The organism is Sinorhizobium fredii, assembly GCF_002944405.1.
Lineage (GTDB): Bacteria > Pseudomonadota > Alphaproteobacteria > Rhizobiales > Rhizobiaceae > Sinorhizobium > Sinorhizobium fredii_C.
Map to the genome: position 1 here is coordinate 2915090 of NZ_CP024307.1, position 15184 is coordinate 2930273.

Annotated in this window: 13 protein-coding genes; 3 read left to right on the top strand and 10 right to left on the bottom strand. The window is 65.6% G+C overall.

All coding sequences use genetic code 11. From position 1 onward, the window contains the following. Positions 1-72 precede the first annotated feature (72 nt). Positions 73-789: a DUF1194 domain-containing protein gene (locus NXT3_RS14355; RefSeq protein WP_234819723.1), complete on the top strand. Its 717-nt coding sequence runs from the start codon at positions 73-75 to the stop codon at positions 787-789. An 84-nt stretch (positions 790-873) separates the two neighbouring features. On the opposite strand, the gene NXT3_RS14360 is transcribed toward NXT3_RS14355, so the two are convergent. From NXT3_RS14360 to paaN, 10 genes are all read right to left on the bottom strand, one after another. Beyond that, positions 874-2847, bottom strand: coding sequence for a copper amine oxidase (locus tag NXT3_RS14360; protein WP_104839547.1), 1974 nt, complete (start codon positions 2845-2847; stop codon positions 874-876). Positions 2848-2884: 37 nt separating this feature from the next. Continuing rightward, complete coding sequence (locus NXT3_RS14365; RefSeq protein WP_037414467.1) at positions 2885-4291, bottom strand: aldehyde dehydrogenase family protein; 1407 nt, start codon at positions 4289-4291, stop codon at positions 2885-2887. A 112-nt stretch (positions 4292-4403) separates the two neighbouring features. Further along, positions 4404-5321 carry a helix-turn-helix domain-containing protein gene (locus tag NXT3_RS14370; RefSeq protein ID WP_097537919.1) on the bottom strand — a complete coding sequence of 306 codons (918 nt, stop codon included), beginning with the start codon at positions 5319-5321 and terminating at the stop codon, positions 4404-4406. A 136-nt stretch (positions 5322-5457) separates the two neighbouring features. Next, positions 5458-7527, bottom strand: coding sequence for a 3-hydroxyacyl-CoA dehydrogenase NAD-binding domain-containing protein (locus NXT3_RS14375; RefSeq protein ID WP_104839548.1), 2070 nt, complete (start codon positions 7525-7527; stop codon positions 5458-5460). 3 nt (positions 7528-7530) lie between these two features. Beyond that, on the bottom strand, positions 7531-8232 hold the full coding sequence (locus NXT3_RS14380) for an ABC transporter ATP-binding protein (protein WP_104839549.1): 702 nt from the start codon (positions 8230-8232) through the stop codon (positions 7531-7533). Then, positions 8219-9004, bottom strand: a complete 786-nt coding sequence (locus NXT3_RS14385) for an ABC transporter ATP-binding protein (protein ID WP_104839550.1) — start codon at positions 9002-9004, stop codon at positions 8219-8221. Before NXT3_RS14385 ends, NXT3_RS14380 begins: the two co-directional genes overlap by 14 nt. After that, positions 9001-9957 carry a branched-chain amino acid ABC transporter permease gene (locus NXT3_RS14390; protein ID WP_104839551.1) on the bottom strand — a complete coding sequence of 319 codons (957 nt, stop codon included), beginning with the start codon at positions 9955-9957 and terminating at the stop codon, positions 9001-9003. Before NXT3_RS14390 ends, NXT3_RS14385 begins: the two co-directional genes overlap by 4 nt. Before the next feature lie 2 nt (positions 9958-9959). Continuing rightward, positions 9960-10832, bottom strand: coding sequence for a branched-chain amino acid ABC transporter permease (locus NXT3_RS14395; RefSeq protein WP_104839552.1), 873 nt, complete (start codon positions 10830-10832; stop codon positions 9960-9962). Positions 10833-10908: 76 nt separating this feature from the next. Beyond that, complete coding sequence (locus NXT3_RS14400) at positions 10909-12054, bottom strand: ABC transporter substrate-binding protein (RefSeq protein WP_104839553.1); 1146 nt, start codon at positions 12052-12054, stop codon at positions 10909-10911. Between the two features lie 55 nt (positions 12055-12109). Beyond that, positions 12110-13771, bottom strand: a complete 1662-nt coding sequence (paaN, locus tag NXT3_RS14405; protein ID WP_104839554.1) for a phenylacetic acid degradation protein PaaN — start codon at positions 13769-13771, stop codon at positions 12110-12112. A gap of 100 nt (positions 13772-13871) precedes the next feature. Here paaN and paaG point away from each other — a divergent pair, with 100 nt between their 5' ends. Then, positions 13872-14663, top strand: coding sequence for a 2-(1,2-epoxy-1,2-dihydrophenyl)acetyl-CoA isomerase PaaG (paaG, locus tag NXT3_RS14410; protein ID WP_104839555.1), 792 nt, complete (start codon positions 13872-13874; stop codon positions 14661-14663). After that, positions 14660-15124, top strand: coding sequence for a hydroxyphenylacetyl-CoA thioesterase PaaI (gene paaI, locus NXT3_RS14415; RefSeq protein ID WP_199773290.1), 465 nt, complete (start codon positions 14660-14662; stop codon positions 15122-15124). The genes paaG and paaI overlap by 4 nt, the downstream gene beginning before the upstream one ends. Positions 15125-15184 lie beyond the last annotated feature (60 nt).

Sequence of the window (15184 nt, forward strand, 5' to 3'; positions counted from 1 at the left end):
CCACGTTGGACGCATTTGGCTGCGGCTTTTCTTCTCGGCGCCAGCACCGCCGCGACACAGGATCCTGTTGCCGTGGACCTCCAACTGGTCCTCGCCGTCGACGTATCCTATTCGATTGGATTGGACGAACTGCAGCTTCAACGGACGGGCTATGTGGAGGCGTTTCGCAGGCCAGAGATAATGAGGGCGATAGGGACGGGGCGGCTCGGCAGGATTGCCGTGACCTATGTTGAGTGGGGCGGCAAGGCCGTCCAGGTGCTGCCCTGGACGCTGATCGAGGACCGGCAGAGTGCGGCACAGTTTGCCGAGGCCTTGCGCCGCCAGCCGATCCGACGGATCTCGTTCACCTCCATCTCCAATGTGCTTGCCTTCGCGCGCAGGCTTGTTCACTTGAGCCCCTATCGGGGAAGCCGGCGCGTCATCGACATATCGGGCGATGGACCCAACAATGCCGGGGTACCGGCGCCGGTTGCCCGCAACAGCACCGTTGCCCAAGGGATCGTCATCGACGGGCTGGCGATCATGTTGAGAGACACGCCGGATTCGGCCTCGATCCCGGATCTCGATGCCTATTACAGGCAGTGCGTCGTCGGCGGAGAAGGGGCGTTCGTCATGAAAGTGTCGGAGGCCAGCCAATTCTCAGCCGCTATTCTGGCCAAGCTCACGGCCGAGATTTCGGGACTGAAAGTCAGCGGCGCCAGGCAGCCCCGTCCGGAGCCTGCCGAATATGCACAGTCCTACAATTGCTTTATAGGCGAAGAGATGCAGGAGCGTTCCATCGGAAGATAGGACTCCTGTCGCGCTTGTCGGCAGCCGACCTTGGAGGTCGAGAGTATCAAAGGCGCCCCCCAAGGCGCCTTTGACGACAGGCGGTCATTTCCGGATGGAGAGCGCCGGATTATGGGCGAAGAAGTTGTGCGGCATGATGTGCACGGTCTTCCATTCGGTCGACATGACCGGCCAGTCTTCCATGCGCGGAATGTGGTGGAAGCCTGCCGAGAACCAGGTGACGATGTCCTTGCCCATCAGCGGACGATCGGCCTTCACCCACTCCGCCAGCGTATCGCTGCCGTCGCTCTGCATCGCGTACTTGCCGCCGGCATAACGCTGGTCCTGATCGTAGACGGTGTTCCAGACCGAGTACTCGATATAGGCATTGCGCTTCATCGGCGGATCGTTGGCATAATCGAACGGGCCGTAGGCAACGTTGCCGTGGTGAATCATCCAGCCCGGCTCGTGGCCGAGATAGCCTTCGCGGTTCGGGTTCGAGACATGGAAGTAGCGCGGCTCGGCCGCCGAAAGCTTATAGCGCGCCTCCATTTCCGAATGCGGCATCGAGTGCTTGACCGTCCACATCGACTTGCGCGGGCTGTTCGGCTCGACGTCCGCCGGCACGATGTCCATGGTCGAGAAGTGATTGGCGGGCTGGTCGACGTCGAAATCGATGCGGAAGTTGAAATAGTGGTCGTGGTTGGCGGCGACGAGATTGGGCGCGATCAGCGTGCCATAGGCGGTGTCGGCCTTGGCCGTCGGATCCTTCATCGAGGTCGATGCGACACCCTTCACCGCGTCCAGGCCGCTCGCGCCGATGTAGATGTTGATCTGGCCATTCTGCTGCAAACGGTAGTCGATGAGGTAGTCGTAATTGCCGACTTCCGATGCGGTGCGGACCACGAGCTCCGTCGCCGGCCGGCCTTCCGCCGGAACCGGCTTTTCCGGCGTCTGGGCGAAGACCTCGAAGTGCCGCCAGGCCGGATCGCCGATGCTGCGTTCGAAGATGCAGATCGCGTTCGGGATGACGAGCGGATTGCCCTTGTCATCGGCGATCGTGGCAGGCAGAAACGTCGCATTGTCCGGGCAGTCGATCCCTGCGGTCAACGGGCTCAGGAAGAGGCCGAAACCATACTCCCCGCTGTCCATGTAGGTGCGCCAGTACCAGCCTTCGGTTGGGTCCATATAGGGCACGAATACCTCCGAGAGGTGCGCCTGATAGATCACCGACCGCCAGGTGTCGCCGTCGTTCACGTCTAGGTTTGAAACGACGAGGCCCGGACGCTTGTCCACTCTCAGATTGAGCCGCCAGATATCCCATTCCAGATGGCTGCCGTTGATTTTGTAGTTGGGGCCGCCCTCCTGGGTGAGCGCGACCTTGTTCGTCTTCGGCCTCAGCGGCGTGCGGGCGGCGACCTCATCCTCGGTATAGCCCCAATTGTCCTTCGGTAGATCGACCGCTCCGCTATCGATGACCTTGATCACGCTCTTCTTGCCGATGTCGTAGACGGCGAAAAGGCCCTCGATCGGCTTCGCATAGAAGTTCGACCCCTCCGGAACCCGATAGCAGGGCACCTTCATCAGCCGGCTGTTCTCGTAGTCCTGGGTGAAAAAGTTGCCGGCCGTCAACGGCAAACAGAAGGCCTCTTCCGGTTTCAGCCCGCGTTTGGCGAGACCGGCAATCATCTCGGGATGGCCGAGCGCGCCTTCGAGCGCATTCATGAACTCGGCGAAGAGGACCATCGGCTGGCCCTTGATGGCCGCGGTGCTCTCGACCTTGCCCTGAGTGATGTTGACGACCGCCTCCTTGAACCCATCCGGGCTGGTGAACTGCACCATGGCCTTGCGGTCGAGCGCGTCGCCCTCCTTCCAGGAGAGCACATCGGCCTTGGCGGGCTCCTTGAGCTCGATCAGCGGGAAAAGCGTTTCGGCGTCGACGATCTTCTCGTTCCGCAGGATCCGGTTGATGTTCTGGTATTCCTCCGCCGTCAGCCCATCGAGCGGATGGGCGATCGCCGCCGGCGTTGCCGCGCAGGCGATCAGAGCGATGAGCGTTGCTCCTCTGAAATGTTTCATCTCTTTGTTCCCTTCGTCTTTCGTTTTTTCTTCGCGATCAGGCAAAAACGACCTGAATGTCAGTGTATTCCTGCAGGCCCTCCTCTGCGAATTCCACGCCGAGCCCGGATGCCTTGATGCCGCCGAACGGAGCGTTCGGCTGAATCGCCCCATGCTTGTTGATCCAGACCGAGCCGCACTGCATTCGGCCGGCAACGTTGCGAGCGGCATCGATGTCCGACGACCAGACAGATCCTCCGAGCCCGTTCGAACTGTCATTTGCCATGGCGATCGCATCCTCGACGTCGCTGTAGGAAACAACGGGCAAAGCCGGACCGAATTGCTCCTCGTCGACGAGCGGATCACCGTTCTTCAGTCCGGCAATGATCGTCGGCGGGAAGAACAGCCCAGCGCCCCGCTCGCCGCCGAGCAGAACCCTGCCACGGGTCTTCGCGTCGGCGACGAGCGCCGCCACCTTGTCGAACTGCATGCGATTCTGGATCGGGCCAAGAATGCTGGTCTCATCCATGCCGTCCCCGACGGCGATATTGCGGGCGAAGGCGACGAGCGCATCGCAGACGGCGTCGTGGACCGATTCATGGACATAAAGGCGCTTCATCGCCGCACAGGTCTGGCCATTGTTGATGAAGGCGCCCCAGAACAGGCCCTCGGCGATCTCTTCGGGATCGGCATCGGGAAGGACGATGCCGGCATCGTTGCCGCCCATCTCCAGCGTCAGCCGCTTCATCGTCGGCGCCGCCGACGCCATGATCTTTTGCCCGGTCGCGCAGGAGCCGGTGAAGACGATCTTGCGGATATCCCGATGTGCCGACATCGCCGCGCCGATGTTGAAGGCCTTGTCGTCGCCGGTGACGACATTGACGACACCGGGCGGCAGCACCTCGTTGATGATCTCGACGAGCCGCAGAGTGGAAAGCGGCGTATACGGCGACGGCTTGATAACCACCGTGTTGCCGGTCCGCAGTGCCGGCATGATGTGCCAGATGGCGATCATCACCGGGAAGTTCCAGGGCGTGATAGAACCGACGACGCCGAGCGGCTTGCGGTGCAGTTCGACGCGGCCCCGTTCATTGTCCTGCAGCACTTTGACCGGCAGCGACAAACCGGTCGTATAGCCGGCCCAGGCGATTGCCCCGCCGATTTCCCAGCGCGACCCGAGGCCGTTGAGCGGCTTGCCCTGCTCCAGCGTGACCATCCGCGCGAGTTCGTCGGCCTGCGCCTCGATCCTGGCGGTCACCGCGGCGCAGGCCGCCTGCAGAGCCTCGTCGCTACGGGCGGACCATTCCGGAAATGCCGCCTGCGCGGCCGCGACCGCCGCGTTGAGCTCCGTCGCATTCATGTCCGGCGCGCGACCGATCTCGCCGCCGGTCGCCGGATTGAGGACGGCAAAGCTCGCCCCTCCGGAGACGGGCTTTCCGTTTACCGTCGCAAAGTGCTGCGTCATGATCCTCGTCCTCCCATTGTGTCCTGCCATGCCGGCAAGCCCATCATGGAAGACTAGGAGGGCGACGCATGTCCCGCTTGGACGGGAACGTCCCTTCGATTGGACAAATCCGTCAGTGGCGGGCGACCGCGCCCGGCGTGGTGCCGTATCGCTTGCGGAACTCGCGATAGAAATAGGAAAGGTCGTTGAAGCCGGAATCGTAGGCAATGCCCGCGACCCCTTCCTTCGCCTGTTCCGGCAGGCGGCCGGAGAGCCGCGCATGCGCAAGCTCGAGGCGGCGATTGAGCAGCCGGTGGCCCGGGCTCTCGCCCAGAGCTTGGAAGTGCCGCTGCAGCATGCGCTCCGAGACGTTCAGCCGTGTGGCGAGCTCGCGCGGGCCGAAGCCGGGATCCTCGCGATGGCGGTCGATCAAGGCGAGTGCCCGCGACAACAGGGTCTCGAACCCGCGGCTGCCGGTCCGGCCCGCCTGAAGATAGGCGCCCATCAGGCACAGGAAGGCTTCCCGGAGCTGCACCTGAACATCGGGACTGGTCAGCATTTTCGTCAGCACCGCTCGCATGGCGACCCAGAGAGGGTCGTGCCGGTCGATCGCAACGCCGCCCATGCAGGACTGGCCAAAACGATGCAGCATCTCGTCGCGCGGCATATGCACCGAGATCTGGTTCGAGCGCCTTCCCTCGTAAACGAAGGACGAGGGTTCGACGGAATCGACGAGGAACATGTCTCCGGGTGCGAGCTCGAGCGACTGGTCTCCCTGCGTGACGCTGCAATGGCCCTCGTCCTGGACCAGCAGAAAGAGATGTTCGCCCGGATCCTGGCGGATCGATCGGACGCCGCGCTGCACATATCGGGCATCGAGCGCCACGACCGCGGCATCGAAGTATTCCATGCGCCGCAGCGAGACATCACCGGCCACTAGGCCTGTGCCCCGCATGGGCTCCAGATCGAAGGCGCCGCAAACATTTCGGATCTCGCCTTGCAAGATCTCGACCGGCAACGGCCTGTAGACCGGAACTGTAAGCGCCTGCATGCTCCCCTCCGTCGCGACGCGTTTGTTGTGACCTCATCACGCAAATTCCATGCCGATCCGGCGTCCGCGCACTCCCTCCTCGTCCCGCCGTTCTATGGAGGTCGTGCTCCCCCCAGACCACCTGCACATTTTTGGACTACAATGCCTCAACGAGAGGCGTCGGGAACCCGCCGCGCCGGGCGGCCTCGAGCAAGAGGTCGCAAGGCGGCTCGGCCAGCCCCTCTTCGGCAAGCGCGCGCAGTGCATCGACGACGTTACCGAGTCCATGGGCCTCTGCACAGTGCATCGGCCCGCCGCGCCAGCGCGGAAAGCCGTAGCCGTGGATCTTCACCAGGTCGATATCGGACGGCCGTAGCGCCGTGCCGTCCGCAAGGATGCGTGCTCCCTCGTTGACCATCGGCCAGAGAATGCAGTCGGCAATGGCGTCCTCGTTCCAGTCCCGCCGAGGCCGGCCCTTCGCCTCCTCGGCGATGACCGCCGCGACCGCATCCGAAGGCCGCGGCGTGCGGTCGCCTGGCTCGTAGTCATACCAGCCGCCGCCGCTCTTCTGGCCGAAGCGCTCGATCGCGCAAAGGCGATCGGCGATCGGCGCGAAGGGCGTCTCGCCGCGCGCACGCGCGGCCTTGCGCTGGAATGCCGCGATGTCGAGCCCGCCAAGGTCCTGCGCCTCGAAGGGTCCCATGGGAAGTCCGAAGGCACGCATGGCGGCGTCGACGGCCGCGGGCGTGGCGCCGGAGAGCAGCAGTCGCTCGGCCTGCGCCCTGGTGACCTTCAGGATACGGTTGCCGATGAACCCGTCGCATATGCCGGCGCGCACCGGGATCTTGTTCAGCATCCGCGCCAGCGCGAAGCCGGTCGCCAGCACCTCCGGCGCCGTCGCCTTGGTCGGCACGATTTCCAATAGCTTCATCACATGTGCCGGGCTGAAGAAATGCAGGCCCAGGAAGCGCTCCGGCCGGCGAACGCCCACGGCGATCCGCTCGGGATCGAGATAGGAGGTGTTCGTCGCGAGGATGGCATCGTCACCGCAGCTGTCGGCAAGACGCGCAAAGACGTCCCGCTTCACGTCCATGTCCTCGAAGACCGCCTCGATAGCGAGATCGACATCGGCGAGCGCCGCGTAATCCGTGGTGGCGGTGATGCCCGCCATCCGCTCGGTTGCCACGTCAGCGGAAATGCGGCCGCGCTTTGCCGCGCCGTCGAAGATCGCCCGCAAGCTGGCGAGCCCTCGTTCGATTGCCGCACCATCGCGCTCGATCAGGATGACCGGCAGGCCGGAATCGCGCAGCGCCGCGGCAATGCCGGCGCCCATGGTGCCGCCGCCGATCACCGCCGTCGAACGGATCATGCGCGGCGCCACACCGGCAAGCTCCGGCGGCCGGGTCGCTGCCCGCTCGGCGAAGAAGACGTGACGGAGTGCGGCGGCCTGCGCCGAGCCGCGCAGCGCCAGGAACGTTTCGCGCTCGAAGGCGATCGCCGTGTCGAAGTCCGTCTCGGCGGCGCGCCGCATACAGGCCAGCGCTCTGAGAGGCGCATCTTCCCGTTTGGCGCGGGCCGAAACGGTCCTTTCCGCTGCCTCCCAGAAACCCGCAGGCGGTGGCGCGACGGGGCGATCGCAAAGCGCGGGGGGCAGCGGCCTGTCGAGAACAGCGCGGGCGAAGGCCGCGGCACCGGCGACGAGATCGTCCTCGATCAACGCGTCGAGCAATCCGGCCTCGTGGGCCTTGCGCGCCCCGAGCGGCTTCCCCGTCGTGACCATGTCGACCGCCGTCTCCACCTCGGCGATCCGCGGCAGACGCACCGTTCCGCCGGCGCCCGGCACGATGCCGAGGCGGACCTCCGGCAAGCCTACACTTGCCGAAGGAACCGCGACGCGGAAGCGGCAGCCGAGGGCGACTTCGAAGCCGCCGCCAAGCGCGCTGCCGTGGATGGCGGCGAGCCATGGCTTTGCCGCCCGCTCGATCCGCGACACGAGATCGGGCAGGTGCGGCGGCATCGGCGGCTTGCCGAATTCACCGACATCGGCCCCGGCAATGAAGGTGCGCCCGGCGCAGGTGAGCACCACCGCCTTCACCGACGGATCGGCATCGAGCGCCTCCGCCGCCTCAAGAAGAGCCTGGCGCACGACCTGCGACAGCGCGTTGACCGGAGGATTGTCTACGATGACGACGGCGATCTCGCCACGGTGTTCGATGCTGACGGCCATGGCTTAGATTCCTAGATAGGCTTCACGGATACGCTGGTCGGCGATGAGTTCGGCGGCCGGGCCGGTCATGGTGATGCGGCCGGTCTCCATCACATAGCCGCGGTCGGCGATCGACAGGGCACCGAAGGCGTTCTGCTCCACGAGGAGCACGGTGACGCCGAGCCCGCGCAGGCCTTTGACGACGTCGAAGATCTGCCGCACCAGGATTGGCGCGAGACCCATGCTCGGCTCATCGAGCAGCAGGCAGGACGGCCGCCCCATCAGCGCCCGCGCGATAGCCAGCATCTGCTGCTGCCCGCCCGAGAGGCCGCCGGCGGCGAGATTGCGCTTTTCTCTCAAGACCGGGAACATCGCGAAGGCATCCTCCATGTCGCGCCCCACCCGGTCGTCGGAGAACAGGTAGGCGCCGAGGCGGAGATTTTCCTCGACCGTCAGATTGGTGAAGATCTGCCGTCCTTCCGGCGATTGTGCCAGACCGCGCTCGAGGCGGCGATAGGCTGGAACCGCCATCAACGCCTCGCCTCGGAAGTGGATCGCTCCGCCGGAGACGGGCTGGATGCCGGAGAGACAGCGCAGCAGCGTCGTCTTGCCGGCGCCGTTGGCGCCGACCACCGCGACGATCTCGCCCGAGCCGATTTCGAGATCGATGCCGTGCAGGACCTCGATGCGCCCGTAGCGCGAGCGCAATCCCTCAACGGTGAGCATCGGCCGCCTCCCTCGCCTGCGGCCCGAGATAGGCTTCGATGACGCGCGGATCGCGCGACACTTTCGCCGGTTCACCTTCGGCAATCTTTTCGCCGTGGTCCAGGACGACGATATGGTTCGAGATGCGCATCACCATCTTCATGTCGTGCTCCACCAGCAGGATCGCGACACCTTCAGCCGCGACTTCGGCGATCAGCCGATCGATCTCCTCCGTCTCCACGGCATTGCAGCCCGCGGCCGGCTCATCGAGGAGAAGGACACGCGGATTCAGCGCCAGCGCGCGAGCGATCTCGAGCCGCTTCAGCGCCCCATAGGAGAGCGACCCGGCCTCCTGGGCCTCCGCACGGCCGAGGCCAACCCGGTCGAGCAGCCTGCGTGAGCTCGCCTCGGCCTCGCGGGCACGGCGGCGGGATGACGGCAGGCCGAAGAGATCGGCGAGCACCGACCCCTTTTCGTGCAGATGATGCCCGGCAATTGCATTCTCCAGCACCGTCATCGCCTGGAATATCTGCAGGTTCTGGAAGGTGCGGGAAAGGCCCCGCCGCGCCAGCAGGTGCGGCTCCATGCCGGTCACGTCCTCGCCGGCAAGCTTCACGCGACCGTGCCCGGGCCGGTAGATGCCGGAGACCATGTTGAAGAGGGTCGTCTTGCCGGCGCCGTTCGGGCCGATCACCGAGACGATCTCGCCGGCATTGAGGGAAAAACTGACATCGCGGACGGCACGCAAGCCGCCGAATTCGATGCCCAGCCCTTCGACCTGAAGCAGATTCATTGACCCCTCCCCCGGATGTTGCGCGAAAGACTCGGCAGCAGGCCATCACGCATGAAGATCATCACCAGCATCATGACGAGACCGAGCATCACCTGCTCGTACTCCTGGAAGACCGTCAGGACCTGCGGCAGCGTCGTCAGGATCACCGCACCGCTGATCGCGCCGATGACCGAGCCGGCGCCGCCAAGCACCGTCATGGTGACGAGTTCGATCGAATGCATGTAGCCCGCCACGTCCGGCGTGATGAACTTGTTCTGCAGCGCCAGCAGCGAGCCTGAGATCGAGGCATAAACGGCCGAGATCACGAAGGCCTGCAGCTTGGACCGGGCCACGTCGACGCCGACCGTCCGGGCCGCGACCTCCGATCCATGGAGCGCGCGCAAGGCCCGTCCGGTGGGGCTATGATAGAGGTTCAAAGCGAGCCAGGCGCCGATGACGAGCACGACAGCTGAGAAGGCATACCAGAAGGCGGCGTTGGAGAGATCGATGCCGACCGACTTGAGCAGGGCCCGCAATCCCGGATCGGGCACCGTCATCCCGTCCGGGCCGCCGGTGAGCCCCGCCTCGTTGGCGAGCACCATCGACACCAGGGCGCCGAAACCGAGGCTTGCCACCGCCAGATAATAGCCCTTCAGCCGCAGGATCGGCCGGCCGACCAGCCAGGCGATCGCGCCCGACAGCGCGGCGCCGAGGCCGGCAGCAACGAGCGGATTGAGCCCGAGATGAACCGGCGCCAAGGCACAGGCATAGGCGCCGATGCCGACGAAGCCGGCGTGGCCGAGGCTGATCTGGCCGGCATAACCGATCAGAACGACGAGACCGGTCACCGCCAGCCCGTTGACGAAGATCAGCGAGCCGACCCGAAAATAGTAGGAGGACGGGAAGAACAGCGGCGCCAGCGCAATCAGTGCGGCGAGCGCGAGCAAAGTGTTTGTCTTCGACGAGAGCCGCATGGCTACACCCGATCCGTTGCTTGCCGGCCGAACAGCCCCTGAGGCATGGCAAAGAGCACGGCGAGGATGATCACGAAGGCGGCGGCATCCTTGTATTGCGAGCTGAGATAGCCGGCGGTCAGCGCCTCGATGACGCCGAGCAGCAGCCCTCCGACCAGCGCACCCTTGGGATTGCCCATCCCGCCCAGCATCGCTGCCGCGAACCCTTTCAGGGCAAGGGCGATGCCGATGTCGTAGCCGGTGAGCGTAATCGGCGTGACGAGCACGCCGGCAAGCGCGCCGATCGCCGCGGACAGGGCGAAGCTCAGGGTCATCACGTATCTGGTGTTGATGCCGACGAGCTGCGCGGCAATGCGATTGTTGGCGGTGGCGAGAACCGCCCGGCCGGTGAGGGTCCGGGTGAAGAACAGCCACAGGCCGACAAAGACCGCCAGCGCCCCCGCGATCACCCAGACGCTCTGCGGCAGGACCGTCGCGCCCATGATCTGAATGGGCGTGTCGCCGGAGAAGGCCGGGAAGCGGTGGAGCTGCTTGTCGAAGGCGATCTGCGTCAGACCGCGGATGAGAATCGACGCACCGATGGTGATGATGATCAGCGAGACGACCGGCGCGCCCCGCGCAGGCTCGATGGCGAGCTTGTTCAGCGCCACACCGATCGCCGCCGTCGCCAGGATGGCGATCGCCGCCGCGAGCGGCAGCGGGATCCCCGCTTCGAAGGAGAAGACGGTGAACATGCCGCCGAGCATCACGAATTCGCCTTGGGCAAAGTTCACGACGTCGGAGGCGTTATAGATGATGGTGAAGCCCAGGGCGACCAGCGCATAGACCGCGCCGACGGTCACCCCGGACAGGATGAATTGCATGAGTTCGGGCATGGATGCCTCCGCTACGGCACGCGACGATCTGTCGACCGGACGCGCGCCGCGCGTCCGGTATCCCACGATTGCCGACCTATTCGACGAGCTTCCAGCCGCCGTCCTTGATCTCGAGCATCCGAAAGGCGCTGAGGTCGAGGCCGAGATGGTCCTCCTCCGACATGGTCACGACGCCGGTGGTGCCGACGAGACCGGATGTGGCTTCGATCGCGTCGCGGATCGCCTGCGGCTCCGCCTTGCCGGCCCGGTTGATCGCATCGACGAGGATGCGCAGCGCGTCGTGCGCATAGCCGCCAAAGGTCGAGACCGGCTTGCCGGTCGCCGCCTCGTAGCTCGCCTTGTAGGCGGTGACGACCGGGCGCTGCGGATCGTTCTCGGGCAGCAGCTTCGCTACCAGCAGCGCCGTGCCAGGCAGGCGGATGCCCTCGGCGGCGGGTGCGCCGGCAAGCTCGATGAAGCCGTCCGAGGCCACACCATGCGACTGGTAGAGCGGCAGGCCGACTGCGAGCTGCTGATAGTTGCGCGTGACGATCGCCGGCCCCTGTCCGAAACCGGCGTTCAGGACCGCCTGCACGCCTTCCCTGCCCTTGATGTTGGTAAGCTGCGGCGTCATGTCGGCGTCGCTCGGACCGTAGGTCTCGTCGGCGATGACCTCGATGCCGTAGTCGCCGACGATCTGGAGGCACTGCTTGTGCATCGACGCGCCGAAACCGTCGGAACCCGAAATCATGCCGATCTTGGTCAGGCCGCGCGCCTTCATGTCCTCGAAGATCTTGGCGCAGGCCATGCGATCGGTGTGGGGCGTCTTGAAGGTGAAGGGACGGACGGGATCGATAATCTCGATGGCGCCGGCAAGCGAAATGAAGGGAATCTCCGCATCCTCGAAGACCTGCAGGACTGCCATGGAGGTACCGGTCGTCGTGCCGCCGATCACGGCAACGACTTCATCGTCTTCGACGAGACGGGTGGCGAAGGTACGCGCCTTGTTCGGGTCGCCGCCATCGTCATAGACGATCAGTTCGATCTTCTCGCCGTTGACGCCGCCCGCGGCATTGATCTCGTCGACGAGCAGCTTCAGCGTCTTGGCCTCGGGATCGCCGAGGAAGGCGGCGGGGCCGGTCTCCGAAAGCGTCGCACCGATGCGGATATCGGCCATCGCCGGAGCCGCGAGGTTGAAGCCAAGCGCCAGCGTTGTTAGCGCAGTCGTGGTGTGCAGTCTCATGTCGGCATCTCCTCCCAAGAGTGCAGGTGTCAAGACTATTGCTTAAGTTCGCCGCCTATGCCGCCACTGGACGGCGCCACATCGCGACGCGGAAGCGGTTGGCGACGAAGGCCGTGTCCGTCAGGCTGGCATTGCCGGCCGGGTTGGCGCCGGTGACGTGGAAATCACTGAACGCGGCGCTCTGGTTGACGAATATCCCGCCGGTTAGATTGACGGACAGGTTCACGCCCGCCGCCGCAAAGGCGTCGGCCGCCGCGGCAATGCGTGCCTCGTCGGTATCGTAGAACGCTGCGGTAATGGCGCCCTTGCTGCGGGCAAGATCTGCTGCGCGCGCGACGCCCTCCGCGGCGTTCTCCACGGCCACCACGAAGGAAATCGGACCGAAGCGCTCCTCCTCATGGGCGGATGTTTGATCGGCGTTCACCGCGAGAATCAGCGGCGTCGCAGTGCGCGCGCCTTCGGCGCCCGGGAGCGGCGCAGAGTCGCGGACGATGCGGCCGAGACTGCGCGCCGCCTCGATCCGCCCGAGCGTTGCCGGATTGGCGATGGCGCCGCAGACGCCGGCGGCGCGCGCCGGATCGGCGATGAGCGCGTCGACCGCCGCAGCAATGCCCGCCGCGACCGCTTCGAAGCTCTTCGGCCCCTCATCGGTTTTGATACCGCCGCGCGGCATGTAGATGTTCTGCGGCGCGGTGCACATCTGGCCGCTATAGAGCGACAGCGAGAAGGCGATATTGGCGCACATGTCGGCAAAGTCGTCGGTCGCGCCGATCACGATGGAGTTGACGCCGGTCTCCTCGGAGTAGACCTGCCGCGTCGCTGCATTGTTGCGCACCCAGTCGCCGAAAAGACTGGAGCCGGTGTAGTCGACGATGGCGACCGCAGGGTGCGCGACAAGATCGCGGGTGATTTCCGCGCCGGGCTCGTCGGCCGCAAGCAGGACCACGTCGGCGGGATGGCCTTCTTCGGCAAGGACCTCGCGGGCCACCAGGACCGTGAGAGCGAGCGGCAGGATGGCGCCCGGATGCGGCTTGACGATCACCGTATTGCCGGTCGCAAGGCTCGCGAACAGGCCGGGATAGCTGTTCCAGGTCGGGAAGGTCTGGCAAGCGACCACCAGCGACACGCCGCGCGGCACGATGCGCCAGTGCTTCTCAAGCACGATCGGCTCACCCTTGCCCTGCGGCTTCGCCCAGGTCGCACTCCGAGGCGTGCGCGTCATCTCGGCCCAGGCATAGGCGACGGCTTCCAGGCCGCGATCCTGCGCATGCGGGCCGCCCGCCTGGAAGGCCATGGCGAAGGCCTGCCCCGTCGTGTGCATCACCGCATTGGCCATCTCAAAGCTCATGCGGTTGAGGCGCGCCAGAATTTCCAGGCAGACACCGACCCGCGCCTCCGGCGAGGCATTGCCCCATGCGGCTGCCGCGCCTTTGGAGGCGGCCATGAGGGCATCCGCGTCGGCCGCCGGATAGGTGATGCCGAGCGACGGTCCGTAGGGCGAGACTTCCTTGCCGACCCTCTTTGCACCGGGATGCCCGGGCAGGTCGAACGCCTTTCCGAGACGTGCCTGGTAGGCGGAGAGGCCATCGTCCTTGGCGGTCTCTCCATAGATCTTGCCGCTCGGTATTTCCGGAAAGGCGGACCAATAGCCGCGATCCTGCGCCGCCTGCAAGGCCGCGCCGAGCACCGTGCGGTGCCGGTCGAATAGGTCGCTCATGTCCATTCCTCCCTGCTGCTGGGATTATCATTGACTGACCGGTCGGTTTATGCAAGTGTTTTTTTCAGGCCGCCCATCCAACTGGCGGCAGGGAGGAATCATGGCCGAATCAGACACCGTCCTGTCGGCGCTTGACGCCGGCGTGCTGCGCCTGACGCTCAACCGCCCCGACAAGCTGAACGCCTTCAACGAGGAAATGCATCTGGCGCTGCGCGCTGGTTTCGGGCGCGCTCACTCGGATGACACGGTGCGGGCCGTGCTGCTGACGGGCGCCGGGCGCGGCTTCTCCGCCGGCCAGGATCTCGGCGATCGTGACCCGCGCAAGGGCGGTACGCCCGACCTCGGCCACACGATCGAGACCCTTTACAATCCGCTCCTCAGGCTGATCCGCAGCCTCGAAAAGCCCATCGTCTGCGCCGTCAACGGCGTAGCCGCCGGCGCCGGCGCCAACATCGCTTTCGCCTGCGACATCACCCTTGCGGCCCGCTCGGCCCGCTTTGTCCAGGCCTTTGCGAAGATCGGCCTGGTGCCCGACTCCGGCGGCACCTGGAGCCTGCCGCGGCTGATCGGCGAGGCCCGCGCCAAGGCGCTGGCGCTGACGGCAGAGCCGCTCGATGCGGAGACGGCGGCGAACTGGGGGCTTATCTGGCGCGCCGTCGACGACGCGGCGCTGATGGACGAGGCCTCGGCGCTTGCCGCCCGTCTCGCCGCCGGCCCGACCAAGGGGCTTGGCATGACCAAGCGGGCGATTCAGGCTGCCGCCGTCAATTCCTTCGACGAGCAGCTCGAGCTCGAACGCGACCTGCAGCGCGAAGCGGGCCGCAGCGGCGACTATGCCGAGGGCGTGACAGCCTTCCTGGAAAAGCGCAAGCCGGAGTTCAAGGGGCGATGATGGACGCGGCAAGAATGAACGCCGAGGAGCTCGCCAGCGCCTGCGCCCGTGTCATGTGGGACGACGACCAGGCGTCGCAGCGGCTCGGCATGGCGCTCGATCGCGTTACGCCGGGTACGGCAACAATCTCGATGACGATTACGTCGGAGATGACCAACGGTCACGGCACCTGCCACGGCGGCTACATCTTCACCCTCGCCGATTCCGCCTTTGCCTTTGCCTGCAACAGCTACAACCAGCGCGCCGTCGCCCAGCACTGCTCGGTCACCTATATCGCGCCGGCCTTAGAGGGCGACCGGCTGACGGCGGCGGCCAGCGAGATTTCGCGGCGCGGCCGCGGCGGCATCTACGACATCCGCATCACCAACCAGCGCGGCGAACACATCGCCGAGTTCCGCGGCCATTCGCGCACCGTCAAGGGCACGCACCTGCCGCAAGCAGACGGCGCACCGGAGGCGTGAGCGCCGCCATACTTTGAAAGCTGCATGATTCCGCGGGCCAATGGCAACGCGGGGCATCAT